Annotated in this window: 18 protein-coding genes; 5 read left to right on the top strand and 13 right to left on the bottom strand. The window is 34.4% G+C overall.

The genetic code is table 11. The features are described 5' to 3' along the window. Positions 1-8 precede the first annotated feature (8 nt). Positions 9-1208, bottom strand: a complete 1200-nt coding sequence (locus tag MKS83_RS12995) for an endonuclease (protein WP_240580044.1) — start codon at positions 1206-1208, stop codon at positions 9-11. A gap of 238 nt (positions 1209-1446) precedes the next feature. Here MKS83_RS12995 and MKS83_RS12990 point away from each other — a divergent pair, with 238 nt between their 5' ends. From MKS83_RS12990 to MKS83_RS12980, 3 genes are all read left to right on the top strand, one after another. Then, positions 1447-4230: a TonB-dependent receptor gene (locus MKS83_RS12990; RefSeq protein ID WP_240580043.1), complete on the top strand. Its 2784-nt coding sequence runs from the start codon at positions 1447-1449 to the stop codon at positions 4228-4230. An 11-nt stretch (positions 4231-4241) separates the two neighbouring features. Next, positions 4242-6374, top strand: a complete 2133-nt coding sequence (locus MKS83_RS12985) for a DUF5689 domain-containing protein (protein ID WP_240580042.1) — start codon at positions 4242-4244, stop codon at positions 6372-6374. 215 nt (positions 6375-6589) lie between these two features. Beyond that, positions 6590-7036, top strand: a complete 447-nt coding sequence (locus tag MKS83_RS12980) for a hypothetical protein (RefSeq protein ID WP_240580041.1) — start codon at positions 6590-6592, stop codon at positions 7034-7036. An 88-nt stretch (positions 7037-7124) separates the two neighbouring features. On the opposite strand, the gene MKS83_RS12975 is transcribed toward MKS83_RS12980, so the two are convergent. From MKS83_RS12975 to MKS83_RS12950, 6 genes are all read right to left on the bottom strand, one after another. Further along, positions 7125-7595, bottom strand: a complete 471-nt coding sequence (locus MKS83_RS12975; protein WP_240580040.1) for a DUF6702 family protein — start codon at positions 7593-7595, stop codon at positions 7125-7127. A gap of 57 nt (positions 7596-7652) precedes the next feature. Further along, positions 7653-8402 carry a TIGR00730 family Rossman fold protein gene (locus MKS83_RS12970; protein ID WP_410678583.1) on the bottom strand — a complete coding sequence of 250 codons (750 nt, stop codon included), beginning with the start codon at positions 8400-8402 and terminating at the stop codon, positions 7653-7655. A gap of 5 nt (positions 8403-8407) precedes the next feature. Then, complete coding sequence (locus MKS83_RS12965; RefSeq protein WP_240580039.1) at positions 8408-9121, bottom strand: nucleotidyltransferase family protein; 714 nt, start codon at positions 9119-9121, stop codon at positions 8408-8410. 92 nt (positions 9122-9213) lie between these two features. Then, a complete protein-coding gene (locus MKS83_RS12960; protein ID WP_240580038.1) occupies positions 9214-9624 on the bottom strand; it encodes an RNase adapter RapZ in 411 nt (136 codons plus the stop codon). A 68-nt stretch (positions 9625-9692) separates the two neighbouring features. Next, positions 9693-10100: a GxxExxY protein gene (locus MKS83_RS12955; RefSeq protein WP_240580037.1), complete on the bottom strand. Its 408-nt coding sequence runs from the start codon at positions 10098-10100 to the stop codon at positions 9693-9695. A 55-nt stretch (positions 10101-10155) separates the two neighbouring features. After that, the gene (locus MKS83_RS12950) at positions 10156-11169 is read right to left on the bottom strand and encodes an aminoglycoside phosphotransferase family protein (protein WP_240580036.1); all 1014 of its coding nucleotides are present in this window, start codon (positions 11167-11169) and stop codon (positions 10156-10158) included. A gap of 49 nt (positions 11170-11218) precedes the next feature. Here MKS83_RS12950 and xrtF point away from each other — a divergent pair, with 49 nt between their 5' ends. Then, entirely contained in the window at positions 11219-11749 is a 531-nt protein-coding gene (gene xrtF / locus MKS83_RS12945; protein ID WP_240580035.1) for an exosortase family protein XrtF, read from the top strand. Further along, positions 11736-12170, top strand: a complete 435-nt coding sequence (locus tag MKS83_RS12940; protein ID WP_240580034.1) for an exosortase F system-associated membrane protein — start codon at positions 11736-11738, stop codon at positions 12168-12170. Before xrtF ends, MKS83_RS12940 begins: the two co-directional genes overlap by 14 nt. Here MKS83_RS12940 and MKS83_RS12935 read toward each other — a convergent pair whose 3' ends face one another. From MKS83_RS12935 to MKS83_RS12910, 6 genes are all read right to left on the bottom strand, one after another. Further along, positions 12171-13169, bottom strand: a complete 999-nt coding sequence (locus MKS83_RS12935) for a cation diffusion facilitator family transporter (protein WP_240580033.1) — start codon at positions 13167-13169, stop codon at positions 12171-12173. A gap of 54 nt (positions 13170-13223) precedes the next feature. Beyond that, positions 13224-14216, bottom strand: coding sequence for an aspartate-semialdehyde dehydrogenase (locus tag MKS83_RS12930; RefSeq protein ID WP_240580032.1), 993 nt, complete (start codon positions 14214-14216; stop codon positions 13224-13226). 33 nt (positions 14217-14249) lie between these two features. Continuing rightward, entirely contained in the window at positions 14250-14681 is a 432-nt protein-coding gene (locus tag MKS83_RS12925; RefSeq protein ID WP_240580031.1) for a hypothetical protein, read from the bottom strand. A 96-nt stretch (positions 14682-14777) separates the two neighbouring features. Continuing rightward, a complete protein-coding gene (locus MKS83_RS12920; RefSeq protein ID WP_240580030.1) occupies positions 14778-17408 on the bottom strand; it encodes a TonB-dependent receptor in 2631 nt (876 codons plus the stop codon). A 210-nt stretch (positions 17409-17618) separates the two neighbouring features. Next, a complete protein-coding gene (nadC, locus tag MKS83_RS12915; RefSeq protein WP_240580029.1) occupies positions 17619-18479 on the bottom strand; it encodes a carboxylating nicotinate-nucleotide diphosphorylase in 861 nt (286 codons plus the stop codon). A 10-nt stretch (positions 18480-18489) separates the two neighbouring features. Further along, entirely contained in the window at positions 18490-19128 is a 639-nt protein-coding gene (locus tag MKS83_RS12910) for a hypothetical protein (protein ID WP_240580028.1), read from the bottom strand. Positions 19129-19141: the final 13 nt, after the last annotated feature.

Below are 19141 nucleotides of genomic sequence, written 5' to 3'. Positions count from 1 at the left end.
TCCTGTATTTATTTTTTTATATATTCTTTCTGAACTATTGATACCGCTGGGAAGTGATCGCTGTATCCTCCGGTAAATCGGTCTCCGTCCCAAGAACGTAAAGGATAGCCTTTCCACTGTCCTTCCTTATTAACTAAATAAGACGGAGCATAAATTTCTGCTTTATAAATAGAATAAGTAGGGGTTATTTTTTCTATTGAGTACAAATTCTTAGAAACAATAATCTGGTCAAATAAGTTAGGAGCATCTCTGTAAGCTAGAGATGCAACTCCGGCTTTATATAATTTGTACATTAAATTATAGTAAGGATATTTATCAGAAAGTTCACTTGGGTCTCCTACTGCATTTAAATATTTTTTCAAACTTGGACTTACAGGGTCGTCATTGTAATCTCCCATTGAGAATAATTTGATGCCCGGATTTTCGGCTGTTACTTTATCCATTTCATTTTTTAAAGTAGTTGCAGCGGCATTTCTTTTAGCCTGAGAAATAGCCTCTCCTCCTCTTCTGGATGGCCAGTGATTCATAAAGATCCCGACTTTTTCACCATCCAATAATCCTATAGCCACTACAATATCTCTAGTGTATTCTCTTTTTCCGTCTTCATCAAAAATTTTGATTTCTTTTTTATAAGAATTCTGTAAGGAAAATCTTGCTTTTTGATAAATGATAGCTACATCAATTCCTCTGGCGTCATAGGAGTTAAAGTGTACAATCCCATAGTTGCTTCTCGCTAAAGCGGGTTGTTTTATCAGATCTTCAACGACTTGTCTGTTTTCTACTTCAATAAGTCCGCAGATTGCAGGGTTGTCATTGGTATACTGTCTTCCTAATTCTGAGATGACTTTCGCTTCATTTGCTAATTTCTGATTATAAAACTTTGTTCCCCATCTTTTAGGACTGTTGGCTGTAAAATCGTCTGCTAAGATCTGTTTACGGATTACTTTTTTACCAAGTAAAAGATCATCACTCCATTCTCCCTTGTAATCTTCAGTGGTTTCTAAAAACTTTAACGAATCTAATGGAACACTTCTGTGAAATGCAGGATTAGAAACAGCAAGAGTTCCGTTGATATAATCAGCAGAAGGAATAGTATCCCAAAGGTTTTCAACATTCAAAAATCCGATAGCGGCTCTTTTTACTTGTTTCTGCTGAGAAAACGTAAATCCAAAACAAAAAACAACAATAGCGATTAAATATTTTTTCATAATCTTAGTATTTTCAAAAAAATGAGGGGTAAAAGTACTAATTTTATATAAGAAAAAAGATTAAAAAAAATTAATAAATATTTTTTTGTAATTAATTGTAAAAAGGTAATATTTTTAGGATAATAATCATAGGTTAAGAAAAATTAATAGAATAAATTATTAAAAATGTTTGAGTTAATGAAAATAGTTCTAAATTTGTTGCCCCTTAATTAAAGAAGGAGTTTAAAAAAGTTTATATATGATTAAAAAACTATCCCTAATCTCTTTGTTTACTTTACTGCCTGCGTCTTACTACTTTGCGCAAACGACTGTTTTTGCATACGTTAAGGATCAGGAAGGTAAACCATTGGAGAGAGCAGAAGTGGATCTTGCACAGTCCGTAAATGATGTAACTGCGGATAAAATTGGATACTTCCAGTTTGTAGATCTAAAGCCGGGTCATTATCTTATTACGGTTACAAAACCAAACTTTGAGTCTAAAATTTTAGAGTTTGATGTAACTGCGGATGAGAAAAGAAAGAATCTAGGTGTTATAACACTTAGTAACAATGTAGGTTCATCAGATGCTGGTGTGGTTGTTGTTGATGATTCTGCAAGTGATACTGAAGACGGAGGTTCTGCAATGCAACCTACAGTAGGTCTTTTAAGTTCGGGGAGAGATGCATTTCAGAATGTATCTGCTTTTGAATTAGGAGCATACTGGTTCAGACCAAGAGGTGTAGACAACAGATTTGAGGATGTAGTTTTCAATGGGGTTTCAATGTCTAAAAATGACGATGGAAGAATTGACTTCAGTAATTGGGGTGGTTTAAATGACGTAACAAGATATCCTTATGAAAATGTAGACAATATTACCCCTTCAGAATATACTTTTGGTAACCTGGGCGGAGTAGTATATTATAATACGAGAGCTTCCAGCTACAGAAGACAAACTTCATTAGCCTATTCTTTTACCAATAGGAGCTATTTGCATAGAGCTATGGCTACTTACTCTTCGGGTTTATCTAAAAAAGGTTGGGCATTTACATTCTCGGCAAGCAGAAGATGGGGAGACAGAGCTGTTATAGATGGTGTATATCAGGATGCTTACGCATATTTTGCATCTGTTGAGAAACAATTCAGCGATAGACACTCTATCAACTTTACAGGATTTGGTTCACCTACTTACAGAGCTTCCAATGCTCCTAATACTCAAGAGGTTTATGATATTATGGGTAAGAACTATAATTCATATTGGGGATGGCAAGATGGTGAAAAAAGAAACTCAAGAATCAGAAAGGTTTTTGAACCTATGTTTATGCTAACTGATTATTTAAAAATCGGTAAAAACTCAAACTGGATCAATACTGTTTCTTATCAGTTCGGAAGTGATGCAAGAAGCAGACTAGACTGGTTCCATGCATCAGATCCAAACCCTACCTATTACAGAAAGCTTCCAAGCTACGGAGAGTATACAGCAGATGAATTCAGACAAAATTCTCAAATTGACTGGAAAGACTTATATTATCAAAATAGCAATGCTCCTGTAAACAGCTATTTAATAGGTTATGATAATAGCGGAAAACCTATTATGGAAACTGGTAAAAGAGCAATCTATGATGTTGTGGAAGATGTGAATAAAGACAAAACTTTCAATTGGGCTTCTCACTTTGATACTAAGTTGAAAGACAACTGGAAATTAAATATCAACTTTAATTATCAGAACTTAAAATCGGATAACTTCAGAAGGGTTAAAGATCTTTTAGGTGCTGACTTTGCATTAAATTTAAATGCATTCAACAACGATTCAAAATATAATGCAGACGAGCCAAGCGTTGTTGTGAAAGAAGGCGACAGAACGCAGTACTCGTATGAATTGAGTAGAACTCAGTATGCCCTAAATATTTCGTCGGAAGTAGATTTCAACAAATGGAATTTTGTAGCATCTATTTTTTCTTCCTATTCTGAAGCGTACAGAGATGGCCATTACAGAAGTGGTTTAGTGAGGTTTAAAGATAATTCTAAAGGAAAAAGTGCTGTTTATGATGCGCTAGATGCAGGTATTAAAGGTAAAATCACCTATAAATTAAACGGAAAAAACTTTATCGTGTACAACGGAGCATTTTTTAGTTTGGCACCTACGCTTAACGAGATTTTTATCAATCCGAGAATGGCAGATAACGTAACACCGGGGGTGAATAACCAGATGATCAATTCAAATGATTTGAGCTACATTATGAGAGGTCAGATCTTGAAATTAAGATTGTCGGGATATTATACTACAATTAACAATGCTACCGAAATTTCAAGATATTATGCAGACGTGAACGACGGAACTGAAGGAAACTCATTCAGTACTTTAGTAAACGAAGCAATGAGCGGAGTGAATAAAAGATATATAGGAGTGGAGCTTGGTTTTGATGTAAAGATTACGCCTACCCTAAACGCAACCGGGGTAGCGAGTGTAGGTGAATATAAATATACCAATAATCCGGAAGTTTCTACTTTTGATGATATTAACGGGTTTAGAGGTACAGATGTTTGGGGCAATGCCAACGTGAAAAATTACAAAGTAGCAGGTACACCACAGAAAGCATTTTCTTTCGGATTAAAATATAACTCACCTAAATACTGGTGGGTAGGTGCTTCTGCAAATTACTTGATGGATCAGTACCTAGATTTCTCAGCATTAAATAAGACACCATATATGTATACGGATATTTTGAAAAACGATCCTTATGCAGGAGTAACACCAGAGCTTATTCAGCAAATTACGGCACAGAAAAAATTTGATAATCAGTTTATGCTGAACGCAAATGCTGGTAAATCTTTTCAGTTAGGAAAATATAGAATGGGAATCAGTGTTTCTGTAAACAATATTCTGAACAATAGAAATTATGTAACTGGAGGTTTTGAACAGGGAAGAAACGTGAACTTTGAAGAGGCGTTGATAGATTTACAAAGAGCAACACCTTATTTCGGACCAAAATTATGGTATGATAGAGGTACAACTTTCTTTACTAATGTTTATTTAAGATTCTAAATTTGACCACTATGAAAAAATATAATTCAATTTTAAAATATATTTTCGTTGTTATCACTGCGCTTTTTATTACCGGCTGTGTACACGATGATAAATACGATGAACCAAACCTTGAGGGGTATTCGTGTAAGTCCGAAAATTATTATTCACAAAACGGATATACAAAATGGACATTAGAGATGTTAAAAGGCAAGCCTCAAAATACTTCATTTGCAGATAAAGCATATATTGAAGGCTATGTTTCCTCTACAGACGAAACTGGAAACATCTACAAAACTATTTATATACAAGATTCTCCGGAAAACCCCACACAAGGCTTAACAGTGAGTGTAAATATGGTAAGTACTTACACAAGATTTCCTCAGGGCTCTAAAGTTTATATTGATATGCAAGGTCTTGCGTTAACGGCTTATGGAGGAGTGGTGCAATTAGGAATGATTACTCCCGAAGGAACGAGAATTCCGGAAAAAGAAGTTAAAAATCATATTGCTAAAGACTGTAATATAAAAGCTAATATTGTTCCTAAAGTAATGACAATTGCTCAATTTGCTGATGCGGGAAGCAATAATCTTATTGGTTGTTTAATTCAACTGAATAATGTAGAATTTGAAAACAGAGCATTATGTACAACCTATGCACCAAATGCTGTTACTGTTAATAAAACTATTGGTGAAGGCGGATCTCTACAAAACGGGGTTTGGAAATATGCAAAAACGGCTCTTGTAAGAAATAGTGGATATGCATCTTTTGCCAATCAGGTTCTTCCTGCTGGAAATGGATCTTTTGTTGGTATTTTTAGTAAATACAATTCCGATTTCCAATTGTATGTGAATAATACCCAGGATCTTAAAATGAATAATTTCCCTCGTTTAGATGGAATAACCTCAAACCCTTGTGAATTTAATCAAAGTGTTTTAACGCCAAAAACTGTAGCAGAGGTAAAAAGCCTTGCAGTAGCAGGTGCGAACTGGACGGAAATTACAGGGGATTTCTCTCTGAAAGCTCAGGTTGTAGCTAATGATGAAACTGGGAACCTCTATAAATATGTTTATGTGGAAGATGCAACAGGAGGTATCAGAATAAATATCAATAAGGTAGATTTGTTTCTAGACAGTCGTTTCAGATTAGGAAAAGATGTAAATATCAAACTAAAAGGAATGTATATCAGAAACGTAAACGGAGAGCTTCAATTGGGAGGATTGTTTGTTAGTGGTGGAGTTACTCAATTTGGGCAAATTGAAGAAATGAATATGTATAAATATTTCTTCGATAGCAATACAGTAGTCCGCCCTGTTATACCTACAGAAAGAACAATTTCCCAGTTAACAAATGCGGATGTTGGAAGATGGATTAAATTGAAAGATGTCCAGTTTATTAATTCAGACCTGGGCAAAATGTTAACCGAATCTAATGCAGTTACCAACAGGACTCTTGAAGACTGCTCAGGGAAAACCATTATTCTTAGAACCAGCAACCAGGCTAATTTCGGAACAAAAGACAATCCTGTAAAACCAGCTACCGTTGAGCTGGAAGGAGGAAAAGGAGACGCTTATGCTATTTTAAGTGTTTTCAACGGAACCTACCAGTTATGGATTACTAGACTTTCGAATATTGACTTTGATAATACACTTAGATGTGACGGAACAGTATATACACCGCTTCCGGTAATTTACAACGATCCTTTTGCTGCAGGAGGTTTCAGCTCAGATTGGACTACAGTAAACGTTGCAGGACCAAATCAGGCATGGACGACTTCTAATCAAGGGAATGGATCAAATTATTATGCTGTTCTGACAGGGGTTTTAAATAATGTAAACGAAGACTGGTTAATTTCAAAATCGGTAAGCTTAGCAGGAAAAACGAAAGCCATACTAAACTTTACAACCGATGTAAGATATTCAGGAAATGCTTTACAAGTTTATGCAACAGAAAATTATACAGGAAATCCTGCAACAACAACTTGGGTGCAGTTACCAGCAACGTTGGACACAAATACTGCAGCATTCGGTGACTGGGTAAGTTCAGGAAATGTAGATCTAAGTGCTTTCTTAGGTAAAAATGTAAGGATAGCATTTAAATATACTTCCACTGCTTCTGCAGCATCCACTTGGGAAATAGATGACTTTAAAATCAAAGGTCAGTAATAAAATAGCCTTAAAATAAAAAAAACGGTAACTCACTTTATTGAGTTGCCGTTTTTATTTTTAGATTAAGAATCTCGGGTAAAGCTTTTCATCTTGTAAAGATTAATTTTACGATCAGGAAGGGAGAAATACTGCTGTAACCTAATAGATGAAGAAATGATACAGAGTTTAAATGCTGCTACGGATAGTGTAATTAATAATGAATTGAAATAAATATGAAAAACAATCACAAATCTATAGCAATTGGTTTATTAATCATCGGAATGCTTATTTATGCCGTCAGAATTCAATATATTAAAAAACCTAAAATCGGGATATTAAAGAATATCAAATATACAGTGGGAAAAGTAACGTCGAAATATGATTATTATAGACATGGTTATGATTATATATTTGTATTTAATGATAGTAGAAAAGATGGGCAACAGGATGGAAATTTCATTCAGGGGCACAAGTATTTAGTGGCTTATGATTCCACAAATATTAAAAATGGCTTTATGATATTAGATAAATTCGATGTCACAGACTCCCTTGAAAAACATTGCATATTTGATGAATACGGACTATATTGGGAAGGATGGTCACTACAAAAAATTCCGTTTCAGTATGATAAAAGTGATATTGAATTTGAAGTAAGGGAAATAATTAATTCTTACAAATGAAATTTAAAGTGATCATAGATTTAATGTAAGCCACATAGAAGGAAAAACAAAACCACTGCAACTGCAGTGGTTTTTGTTTAAATTATCTTTAGAAATCAACTTCATTTACCTCTTTTCCTCTCTGGAAATTCATGTTTTTCTGTTTTCCTTTATAAGCAATGGTAACAAGGTTTATTTGCTTCGGAAAAGCGCTTAAAAGTATCGTGTTTTTTATTTTTAAACTACTAATATCTGAAACACCTCCGGTTTCAAAATAAACCCATACAGTTTCTCCACTTACCTGACTTCCTGTAAAAGTTATTGTTTTAGGAGAGCCATTGACGTACACATCAAAATTATTATTTACATATTTTTTGACTTCTGCTTCAAATCCTGCGGTATTAGGATTTATTTTAATAGCATCTGAAATATGGTTCGTATTCATTTTTGTAGTAAACTTCAATGTCTTGCTTCCTTCAATATAATCCACTTTTGTCATTGAAGAGAAAAACTCTACATACATAAAACTCATTAACATAAAAAATGTTAAAATCCCTGATATATATAAAAATTTTTTCATCTTAAATAATAGATTTACAATCATCTTTTTTGGTATAAGTCACAAATAATATGCCAATTAAAAATTTACGTTTACAGAATACTTATCGTAGAAAGCTTTAATATGCGCGACTGCTTCGTCCGCCGTATCTACAACCCTGTAGAGATCAAGGTCGCCTTCAGAAATCATTCCTTCTTTTAAAAGTGTTGCCTTGAACCAATCTAATAATCCGCTCCAAAATTCCGTTCCTACTAATACAATCGGGAATCTTCCTATTTTTTTAGTCTGAATCAGAGTTAAGGCTTCCGTAAGCTCATCCAAGGTCCCAAATCCACCAGGCATTACTACGAATCCCTGAGAATATTTTACAAACATTACTTTTCTTACAAAGAAGTAATCGAAATTCATGGAGTACGATTTATTGATATAAGGATTGAAATGCTGTTCAAAAGGGAGATCAATATTTAGACCGATAGATTTACCTTTAGCATTAAAAGCACCTTTATTTCCGGCCTCCATAATTCCCGGTCCGCCTCCTGTAATGATTCCGAAACCTATTTTGGTAATTTTTTCTGCAATATCTACAGCCATCTGATAATATTTACTCTCCGGCTTTAATCTTGCCGAACCAAAGATAGATACGCAAGGTCCTATTTTAGCCAGTTTTTCGTAGCCGTCTACAAATTCAGCCATTACTTTAAAGACCATCCAGCTGTCTTTCGTAATGGTTTCATCCCATTTTTTTTGTTTTAAACTGTTGTGTAATTTAGTTTCATTAATATCAAATTCCGGATTTACCAGACTTTCATCTCTTTCATTCATTTCCATGGCAGTTATTTAAAATGTTTTTCGGCTTCTGTTACAGATTCGGGTCTTCCCACATCAATCAAAAGGCTGTCATGCAAAAAGCCATGTATATGCTCCGTATGCATAAGATCCAAATACTCTTCCATTACAGAAAATTTGCCGGTTCTTTTTATTTTATCAAAAATGCTTGGGTTTATACAATGAACGCCACTAAAAGCTAATGCCTTAAACCCTTTATTAAATTCAGCGAGCCTTTGTTCTCCGGTTTGCACATTCAGCCATCCTCTTAATACCATTTCGTCATTAAAAAGCAATTTTCTGGAGCTTTCCCGATCTGAAACTGCTAAAGTAGCAAAATCTTTTATCTTTTTATGGTAACTCACCAGAGCATCGATATTGATGTTGGTTAAAATATCCGCATTCATAATCAGAAAGTCCTCTCCATGATCCAGAAATTTTCTTGCAAAAACCAATCCGCCCCCGGTTTCTAACAGCTCTTCAGATTCATCAGATATTTCAATATGGCAGCCGAAATTATCATTCATTCTAAGAAAATCAACAATCTGATTTCCGAAATGATGAATATTGATGACAAAATCCTGTATTCCAAAGCCTTTAAGGTAATTAATATTTCTTTCCAAAAGTGGAATTCCGTTCACCTTTGCCAGTGCTTTCGGATGATGATCGGTGAAGGGTTTTAATCTTGTTCCTTTTCCTGCTGCGAAAATGAGAGCTTTCATATTTTATGGGTAATGAGTGATTAATAATGAGTAATTGTTGATAGGCTGTATAAGTAATGAAGTTAAAAATATTACCTATTGCCCATTACTCATTACTTATAATTAAGTTGATGTTGTTCGTCATGGTGAAGACTTACTTCAACTTTTTCACCATATTTTTCTTCGATGAAGTGAGCAATTTTTATTGCGGAATATACAGATCTGTGCTGTCCCCCAGTGCATCCGAAATTAATCTGCAGGTTCTCAAAACCACGTTCAATATAATTATCTATAGTAATGGAGATCAGTGATTTGACTAATTCTAAAAATTGAGGCATTTCAGTTTTTGTTTCTAGGTATTCCTGAACGCCAATATCGTTTCCGGTCTGGCTTTTATATTCTTCAATTCTTCCGGGATTCAGAATTCCACGACAATCGAAGGTGAAACCTCCCCCGTTTCCTGAATCATCTTTTGGAATTCCTCCTTTTTTGTATGAAAAACTGTGGATGTCTATGTGTAACATATTGTTTTATTCGGTTTATATTTAATATTAATGAAATTTTACCATTAAGGTATTAAGAAAATTAAGAGTTATTCGGTTAGAAGACTAAAATATTCATTTACCAAAGGTTTCATAGATTTTGTTATGTTTTCTGTGAAAAAGTTAATAAGTAATCCTTGTGGTTTTTCCAAAACTTTCATGTAAGTCAATAATTGTGCTTGATGAACAGGAAGTAATTCATTTACTGTTTTTAATTCTACGACAACCAGGTCATTAACTAATAAATCAACACGAAGGTTAGTCTCTAGCAATAATGTATCATAAATTATGGGTGCGTAAACCTGTTGTTTTACACTATAGCCATTACGTTCTAGTTCAAATTTTAAACATTCTTCATAAATGTTTTCCAATAAACCAGGCCCAAGATTTTTATGAACTTTTATTGCGAAACCAGCAATTTCGTATGATAATTGAGTTACATATTTTTTTGTATACATAATTTTAATTTCATGATAAAAAGCTTAATCATCTTAATGCCTTAATGGTTAATTATTATAAAATTTCTTTAATTTTCAGCTTAGTTTTCTCGAGATTCAATTGTTTAATCACCTTTTTAAGTTCCGGATATTCTTGCATATTATCCCAGCTTTCAGCAAATTCTGTAATGTTTTCAATACCTTTTTCAATACTTGCGATAAAATGTTGTTTCTTCTGAATCAGGCCTCGGAAACCATAGGCTCCTAAAACCTGTAAAAACCGCATCATCTGAATTGGTTTTACCGACCTTTTTAGTTGAAGCTGAATATTCTTACTTTCAAATTGTTGAATGTAAAAATCGAGCATGTCATTTTTAAAATCTTCAGGAAAGTTTGCTTTTGCCTGAAACAGAAAAGAAATAACATCATATATCAATGGACCTTTCATTGCCGACTGATAATCGATAAATGAAACTTCATTGTTTTCATTCACCATAATATTTCTTGCCTGAAAATCTCTTATCATAATTCCTTTAGGCTCCAGACTTTCGATGAGTGAGGCAATGTTCTTGAATTCTTTTAAAAGAGTAGATTTATGGTATTCCAACTCAAGAACATCAGCAACAAAATTTTTAAAATAATATAAATCATGAATTACAGGGAGCTCATCATATTGTTCATATTCAAAAGTTTTGCTGTAATCTATTTTATCTTGAGTCAAAATTTGTAATTGATAAAGCTTCTCTAAAGTCTGTCGTACCAAAGATTTTACACGCTCAGATAAGTTTTCTTCAGCTATAATTTCAGAAAGCGTATTTTGTCCTAAAAATTCCTGAACGTATATTTTCCTATCTTCAGAAATACTTAAAATAGCGGGAGTATTCAGATGTAAAGCTGAGAAAATTTCAGAATAATAAAAAAAGCTTTCATTCTCCTGAATATTTTCGTTGTAAGTGATGATGTATTTTTGGTTGTCGGATTGAGCCCAGAAATTTACCCTTGAAGAACCGCTTTGAGCCAAGGAGACGAATTCAGAAGATTTTTCACCAAGATAATTTTCAAAAAATCGTTTTGCTTTTTCAGAAATCATAATATGAAACAAATATACTAAATTACAGTCTAATTTTTATCTTTGCAATATGCTAAAGGATTTCAGGCCAGTATTAAGCATTTTATTACGTTTCATCATCATTTATCTGGTGTTGTTATTCGTCTATCAGTTTTACCTGAATAGCTTTAAAGAGGCCGGTCTTGATCCTTTTTCGCGAATGGTTGCAGAACAGGTGAGGCTTGTTCAGAATGTATTGGGCTATCCTACGATGTTATATGATGATGTAAAAGGGGAGCAGGTTTGGTTTTACGTAAAAAGGAACTATGTCACGAGAATGGTTGAAGGCTGCAATGCTATTTCGGTGATGATTCTCTTTGTTTCTTTTATTTTCGCGTTCTATAAAGGAATTAAAACGTTCGTTTTTGTATTTGCAGGGTTAATTATCTTGTATGTGATGAATGTTTTGAGGATTACGGGATTAAATATTGTCGTTTCGGATCATCCTGGTTATAGTAAAATGTTTCACGATTATGTATTTCCTGCAGTTATATATGGTACTGTCGTTGTGCTTTGGTTGGTTTGGATTAAATGTTTTGCTTTAAAAAATGAAAATTCTTAGCTGGTTTTTGGTTGTAATCGGAATTTTTGGTCTTATAAGCGTGAGAATGCTTGAAGACAAATTATTTTATGATCCTTTTCTTACTTATTTTCACGAAGCCGTTAAAAATATAGATTTCCCCTCTTTTGATTGGGAGAAATTAATCTTGGGGCATATTTTCCGATTTGTTTTAAATCTTTTGTTTTCCTGTTTAATTATTCAGTGTTTATTTAAAAATACAGAATGGACAATTCAGGGAGCTGTGCTAATTGCTATTGTTTTTGCAATTACTTTTCCTATTTATTTATATTGCATTTACACACAGTTCGAAATAGGATATCTCTTTTCCTTTTATATAAGAAGGTTTGTGATTCAGCCTTTGGTTCTGCTGTTGATAGTTCCGCTATTTTATTATAGAAAACAAATGGTACTGAAAAACTGATTACCCGGCTGTATGTTTTTCAATACTGGTTACATTCTCCGGGGTCCATTCCACTCTTTTTATAAAATCTTTTTCACGGACCGGACAATCTTCGATCTGGCAAATAGGGCAGGAGATGGGTTTACAATCGTCCATATGAAAATTAAACTCTACGCTTCGCTTAGTGTTTTGGGCTAAAAGAATGATCACTTTTTCCATTTCACTGTGTGCTTCACGAAGGCTATAGTACCAGGGAAGGGTTATATGGGCATCCATATGAAGGGATGAACCAAATTGTTGGATTTTCATGTTATGAACGTCGATCCATTCTGTTCTTCTGTTTTCTTCAAGTACGGTAATGATCTGGTTGAGTAAATCAGGGTCCTGTTCGTCCATAATTCCGCTTAAAGATTTACGGACAATTTTGTAGCCGACAACAATGATATAAGCTCCAAAAATAAGGGCAACAACAGAATCTATCCAGTAGATTTTTGTGAAGTAAACTACGATTAAACTCAGCACAACTCCCAATGTTGTAATAGTGTCGGATTGTAAATGCTTCCCGGATGATATAAGCACCAGTGAATTTTCCCTTTTTCCTTTTTTAATAGAAATATATCCTAATAGATAATTGATCAGTGCGGTTGCAGCAATGATGAATATTCCCCAGTCTAATTTGTTTAAAACTTTTCCGACAATTAAACTGTTGATTCCTTCATAGATAATGATTACTCCGGCAATGGCAATAAGAGCTCCTTCAATTCCAGAGGTGACAAATTCTACCTTTCCGTGGCCGTAAGGATGGTCTTCGTCTTTGGGTTTGGCGGCAAGATATAAAGAATAGAGCCCCATAAAAGCACTGATGATATTGACAATGCTTTCCATAGCGTCTGAAAAAACAGCATCCGATTTAGTCAGTTTCCAGGCAATAATTTTTCCAATGAAAAGAATAATGCCAAAAGCTGCAATGAGCTTCTGAAAGCCTATTTTATCTGTATTTGTAGTTTTCTGAACGTTCATAGGTTTGATAAAAAAAAGAATCTCAATTCTGAGACTCTTTTTTATTTTGTTAGTTTATACTAAGTTGTTTGCTACAAGATATTCTGCGATTTGTACTGCGTTGGTAGCGGCTCCTTTTCGCAGGTTGTCTGCCACAATCCATAGATTCAGGGTCTTTGGCTGTGAAAGATCCCGTCTTATCCTCCCGACGAAAACTTCGTCTTTTCCTTCCGAGTAAAGAGGCATCGGATATTCGTTATTCTTTACGTTATCCACTACCACAACTCCGGAGGTTTCAGATAGGATTTTTCTTACTTCATCAAGATCGAATTCATTTTCAAATTCGATGTTTACGCTTTCTGAGTGTCCTCCCTGTACAGGAACTCTTACTGCAGTCGCTGTTAAATTAAATGTATCGTCCCCTAAAATTTTCTTAGGTTCTTTCATTAATTTAATTTCTTCTTTAGTGTAATCATCATCTGCAAAAACATCGCAATGTGGCAATGCATTTTTGAAAATCTGATAAGGATATACTTTTGCAATAGAATCGTCCCCGCTGATTTCTCCGTTCAATTGGTCAACAGCTGCTTTACCGGTTCCTGTAACGGATTGGTAAGTAGAAACGATTACTCTTTTTAAATCATATTTTTTGTTCAAAGGTCCTAAAACCATTACTAACTGAATCGTTGAACAGTTCGGGTTTGCGATAATTTTATCTTCTCTAGTCAATACATCTGCATTGATCTCGGGAACGACCAATTTTTTATCAGGATCCATTCTCCATGCCGAAGAATTATCGATAACGGTTGTTCCTGCTTCAGCGAAAAGAGGCGCGAATTCCAGAGAAGTACTACCACCTGCAGAGAAGATTGCAATATCCGGTTTGGCAGCTATAGCGTCTTTCATGCTTACAATCGTAAATTCTCCCTGTTTATACTTCACCTTTTTACCAATAGATCTTTCCGATGCTACCGGAATTAATTCGGTGATAGGGAAGTTCCTTTCCTCAAGAACTTTCAGCATAACTTGTCCAACCATTCCTGTTGAACCTACTACAGCTACTTTCATTTTAATGATTAAAAATTATTTAAGTTAATATATTTATGCCCCAAAGACTCTTGCCCAAGGGAACGCGAATGCAAATAAGCCAACCGCGATCAGTCCCATGATCACAACTCCTAAAGAGATGGTATCATTAGTTTTTACTTTTTTATTGACGATCGTCATTAAAACAGCAGCGATTAACATTGAAAATGGATGTTCTACATATTGGAATCTTAAAGCCGCATTTTTCATAACTTCTCCCATATTAAGCCCTTTAGTAAAATTGGTAATCAGCATAATGATTCCCAATAAAAATTGGATGTGGAAGAAAATCATAGTGAAAAGAGTTGTTTTCTTTAAAAACTTGTTCACTTTTCCACTGAATCCGAACATAGTCGCTAAAAGTGCAATCACAAATAATGTTACCAAAAGCAATTCTAAGTACCCAAATCCTTTGTGGGCATTAAGCAAAATCTTGTAAAAATCCATATTTTGTTTTTTCTGTTTTTTCCGAATACAAATATAACAAAAATCCCAGCGATAAGCTGGGATTTAGTATTTTAATCTGATCGTTAAAATATTTTATTAGAATCTATAAGATAATGATGCTGCCCAAGTTCTTCCGAAACCGAAATAAACGCTATTGGCTGTATCCAATCCTTTATAAACTCCTTTTGTCTTATCACTAACAAATATACTTGATCTCAAGTCAGAAATGTACACTGTGTCAAACAAGTTATAAATATTTCCTGTGATTATTAATCTGCTTCCATTTTTCAAGTTGAATGTATAAGAAGCTCCTACATCTGTCAGGTTATAAGATGGCGCTTTCAGCGAACCGTTTTGTGCTCCAGATGGAGTCACTCCAGGTGTTGTAATAATATAGCTATTATTGATGCTAAATGTTCCGTATAAATTATCATAATATCTCCATGTTCCGAAAATATCAAGATTTTTAACAGGCTTTATTGTTGCTCCTATCGCAGCAGTTGTTTGAGCAGCGTCTCCAACTTTCATTCCATCTAAAGCTAAAGTAACCGCTTCTGCTCCATTTGTTGTAATTGGGTCTCCGTTTACGTCAGCGATTCTTCCTGTTGGGTTGTTTTTGTATTTCCAGTTTCCTACAGAAAGCATACCATTAAACTCTAACCAGTTTATAGGTTTGTAGAATGTCTCTAGTTCAACACCCATATGTACTTCTCGTACACCTGTTAAACTTGCAGTACCGTTTGTACCAATAGTATTGTCAGGATTAGTGTAAGTAATACCTGTAACACGAACAAATCTATCTTTCCAATCTGTGTAATATGCATTCAGATTTGCTCTGAATTTTCCACTTTTGAATCCATAACCGATTTCAGCAGAAGATATTTTTTCGTTTCTTAAATCTTTATTTTCGATTTGCTGATATAAAGAACCAAAAGTTTTTGTTGGTAAGTTATAAGGGAAAATAGCATTTTGGTTCGGTTGTTTAGAATAAATACCAAGATTTACGAAAACATTGTGCTGTTCGTTGATGTTATAGTTTACACCAGCTTTTGCATTGTATCCAAATCTGAATTTCTGATCTGTTTTTTGATTTACCACTTGTCCTTGCTGTGTGGTAGAGATACCGGTAGGAACAGCAGATGTTCTATCCCAAACCCATTTATCAATTCTTTGGTTGCTCTGCTCAGATGCAGAACCCTGTACGAAAGCTGAAATTTTATCATTCGTATATTCTAACTGTCCGAAAACACCACCCCAAAGAACTTTACCATCATAATTTCTATATACAATCTGTGATTTGTCTTTTACAGCAGCAGCAAACGGATTTGCAGATGGTGCTGGATTATATGATTGTGTAACGGTGTAATATGGGGATTGGTTATAGTTTCCAGCTTCACGGTATTCTTTGTTTCCTAAGAAATCAGTAACAAGACCTGGGTGATAACCATAGTAATATCTTGCATCGATCCCTACTGAGAAGTTCCAGTTGTCGTTTACTTTATGTTGGAAATTAGATAGAATTCCATACCAGTCATGTGAATTTACACTGGCTCTTCTGGTAATACCATTTGAACTTGTTCCGACAAAAGGAGTTTTGTTATTTGCTCCAAAATCGGCAACCGTTTGTCCGGTATTCCATGCATAGATATCGTCAAAACGAATCAAACCATCTGCTGTTTTTGGTAAAGCATTAATACCTTTTCCATTAATAGAACCTAGAATTCCGGTTCCACCTCCTCTACCCCAAGAAGCATATCCTACAGTAGATAATTTTGATTTTTCAGAAATATTCCAATCCCAGTTGATTGAAGCTACTGGCTTACTGTAGTAGTTTACAGATTGCGAATATTGTCGACCATCTAAATACCCCCAGTTAGAGTTGTATCTTCTGTTTGGTTTATCAGATAAAACGCCATCTAATCTACCATCGCCCATATCTAAATCGGTTGCGATCGTATTATTAAAAGTCTGGTTGTGCCATTGTGGTGCTCCTGTAAAAGTAAACTGAAAGTCATGCTTTTTGTTTGGTTGGAAACCTAAAGCAAAATAATAGTTGTACGCTTCAAAATCTGAACCGTCAATATACATTGCTCCAGCAGTTCTACTCATTAAGAATGAAGTAGACCATCCTTTTGCAGATTTTCCTGTATTATAAGAAAATAAAGTTTTAAGATAACCGTCATTACCAACACCTAAAGTTACATTCCCTTCTCTCTTTTTATCTGCAGCTCTTGTAATAATGTTAACTGTACCTCCAACAGAAGCAATTGCTAATTTTGAAGCTCCTAAACCTCTTTGTATCTGCATTGCAGATGTTACATCAGAAAGTCCAGCCCAGTTAGACCAATATACAGTACCTCCTTCCATGTCATTAACGGGAACACCGTTAATCATTACTGCGGTATTAGAAGTATCAAAACCTCTCACGTTCATACGTCCGTCTCCAAAACCACCACCACCTTTTGTAGCATAGATAGAAGGAGTTGTTGATAAGATCTCAGGAAATTCCTGGTTACCCAATCTTTGTACGATTTGTGCTTCTTTGATTGTAGAAACTGCTACCGGTGTTTTTCTTTCTTTTGCGATGTCAGCAACACCAGTTAGTACAACTTGTTCAATGTCCTTAGACCTTGTATCAACTGTGTCTTTCGTTTGTTGAGCATAATAGACACTAGCTGTAGATAATGTAATTATCGCAGTTAGCATCGATTTGTTGATTAATTTCATAATCGTTAGTAATAGTTAGATTTAAATTTTATGCAAAAATCGGTATTTTTTTTTTAACTATTATTAACTAACTATTAATTTTTATTCAATCTTAATAATTGTTATTTGATTGGTTTTCAGGTGTTTATATTTTATGCTATACATAGCATGAAAAAAATCATATTGTTTAATTGGTAACAAACTGACTTGATTTTTGTTAAAAATTCAATGCTATTTCACTGCTTTGAGGCTCAAATCCATATTGTCTGCAGAGTGAGTAAGGGCACCGGCTGAAATATAGGTTACCCCTGTAGAAGCGATTTCTTTAAGTTGGTCGCGAGTGATTCCGCCTGAAGCTTCAGATTCGCAAGAGCCATTAATAAGTTCTACGGCCTGTTTCATTGTCACTATATCCATATTGTCAAGCATGATTCTGTCGACTTTTGCATTGATCGCTTCCTGAACTTCCGCAAGATTTCTGGTTTCAACTTCTATTTTAAGCTTCTTTTTATTTTTTTTGATATAATCTTTAGCCATTTTTACGGCATTCGTAATACTGCCATTGTAATCAATATGATTGTCTTTTAACATAATCATATCGTAAAGTCCGTACCGGTGATTGGTTCCTCCGCCGATAGCAACTGCCCATTTTTCGCAGACCCTGAAATTAGGAGTTGTTTTTCTTGTGTCTAAAAGCTTGGTTTTAGTTCCGACCAGCCTGGAATCCCAGTCGTGAGTAAGTGTTGCAATTCCGCTCATTCTTTGCATACAGTTCAGAACGAGTCTTTCAGTGGAAAGGATAGATCGGGCGCTTCCCGTAACAATAAAAGCGACTTCACCTATTTTTACAGCATCGCCGTCTTTAACAAAAGTTTCAACTTTTAAGTTTTTATCGAAGGTTTTAAAAATAATTTCAGCCAATTCCACGCCTGCCAAAATACAGTCTTGTTTTACCAGAAGTTTTGCACTCTGCTGCAGATCTTTTGGAATGGTAGAAAGGGTAGAGTGGTCACCATCCTGAATATCTTCTTCTAAAGCATTATTGATGAATTGTTTTAAAACTTTATCTGTAACGTATGCTGGTCTTTTCATAGGGGTTATTTTAGTAATAGTATGATGCTTTTGTACCAAATAATAGATCGTGTATTATAAAAAGTAAAATTACTTCATTTTCTTCAGCTTTTATTTTTTCGAACTCTATTTTGTTTTTTATTCTAGTGTTATCTGAGGTGATATCTTCAAATTCAATTATTGGGACGTTATCTTTAGGTCTTCCGGATATATTGGCTATTTTGTACTTCCAATTTAAATTTTCCCAACTGTATTCTTGGTAATGAAAAATAATTTTTTCTCTATCAAATTGCAAGATAGGATATTGCTTGTTATTTATATGATAAAAAGTTAGAGGAAGTTTATTGTCATTGATGATCTCATCAAAATCAAATTTATTTTTCCCAAAATAATAGGGTTTTCCTAATTGAATTATATTACATAATACATTTAAAGGAAGCGGGTGCTTTGCTTTGGAAATAATAGTTTTCTTAAAGTAATTAAATAAATCTTTCTCAAAAAAGATAGCTGCGAAAATAATTACTCCACCCAAAATTTCTCCCCAATGATTTCTGTTTTCAATACCGAAAAAAAGAAACAAAATTATTATGGAAATAGCTACAATCAATGATATTCTTAAAAAGTATAAGACCTTAACAATTGTTAAAATTCTCAAACTGAATATTTCCATGACCTCCGCTTTA

This window comes from Chryseobacterium sp. Y16C (genome assembly GCF_022488405.1).
Lineage (GTDB): Bacteria > Bacteroidota > Bacteroidia > Flavobacteriales > Weeksellaceae > Chryseobacterium > Chryseobacterium geocarposphaerae.
Note: the sequence above shows the minus strand (reverse complement) of the source record. Positions and strands in the feature narration are given on the sequence as shown.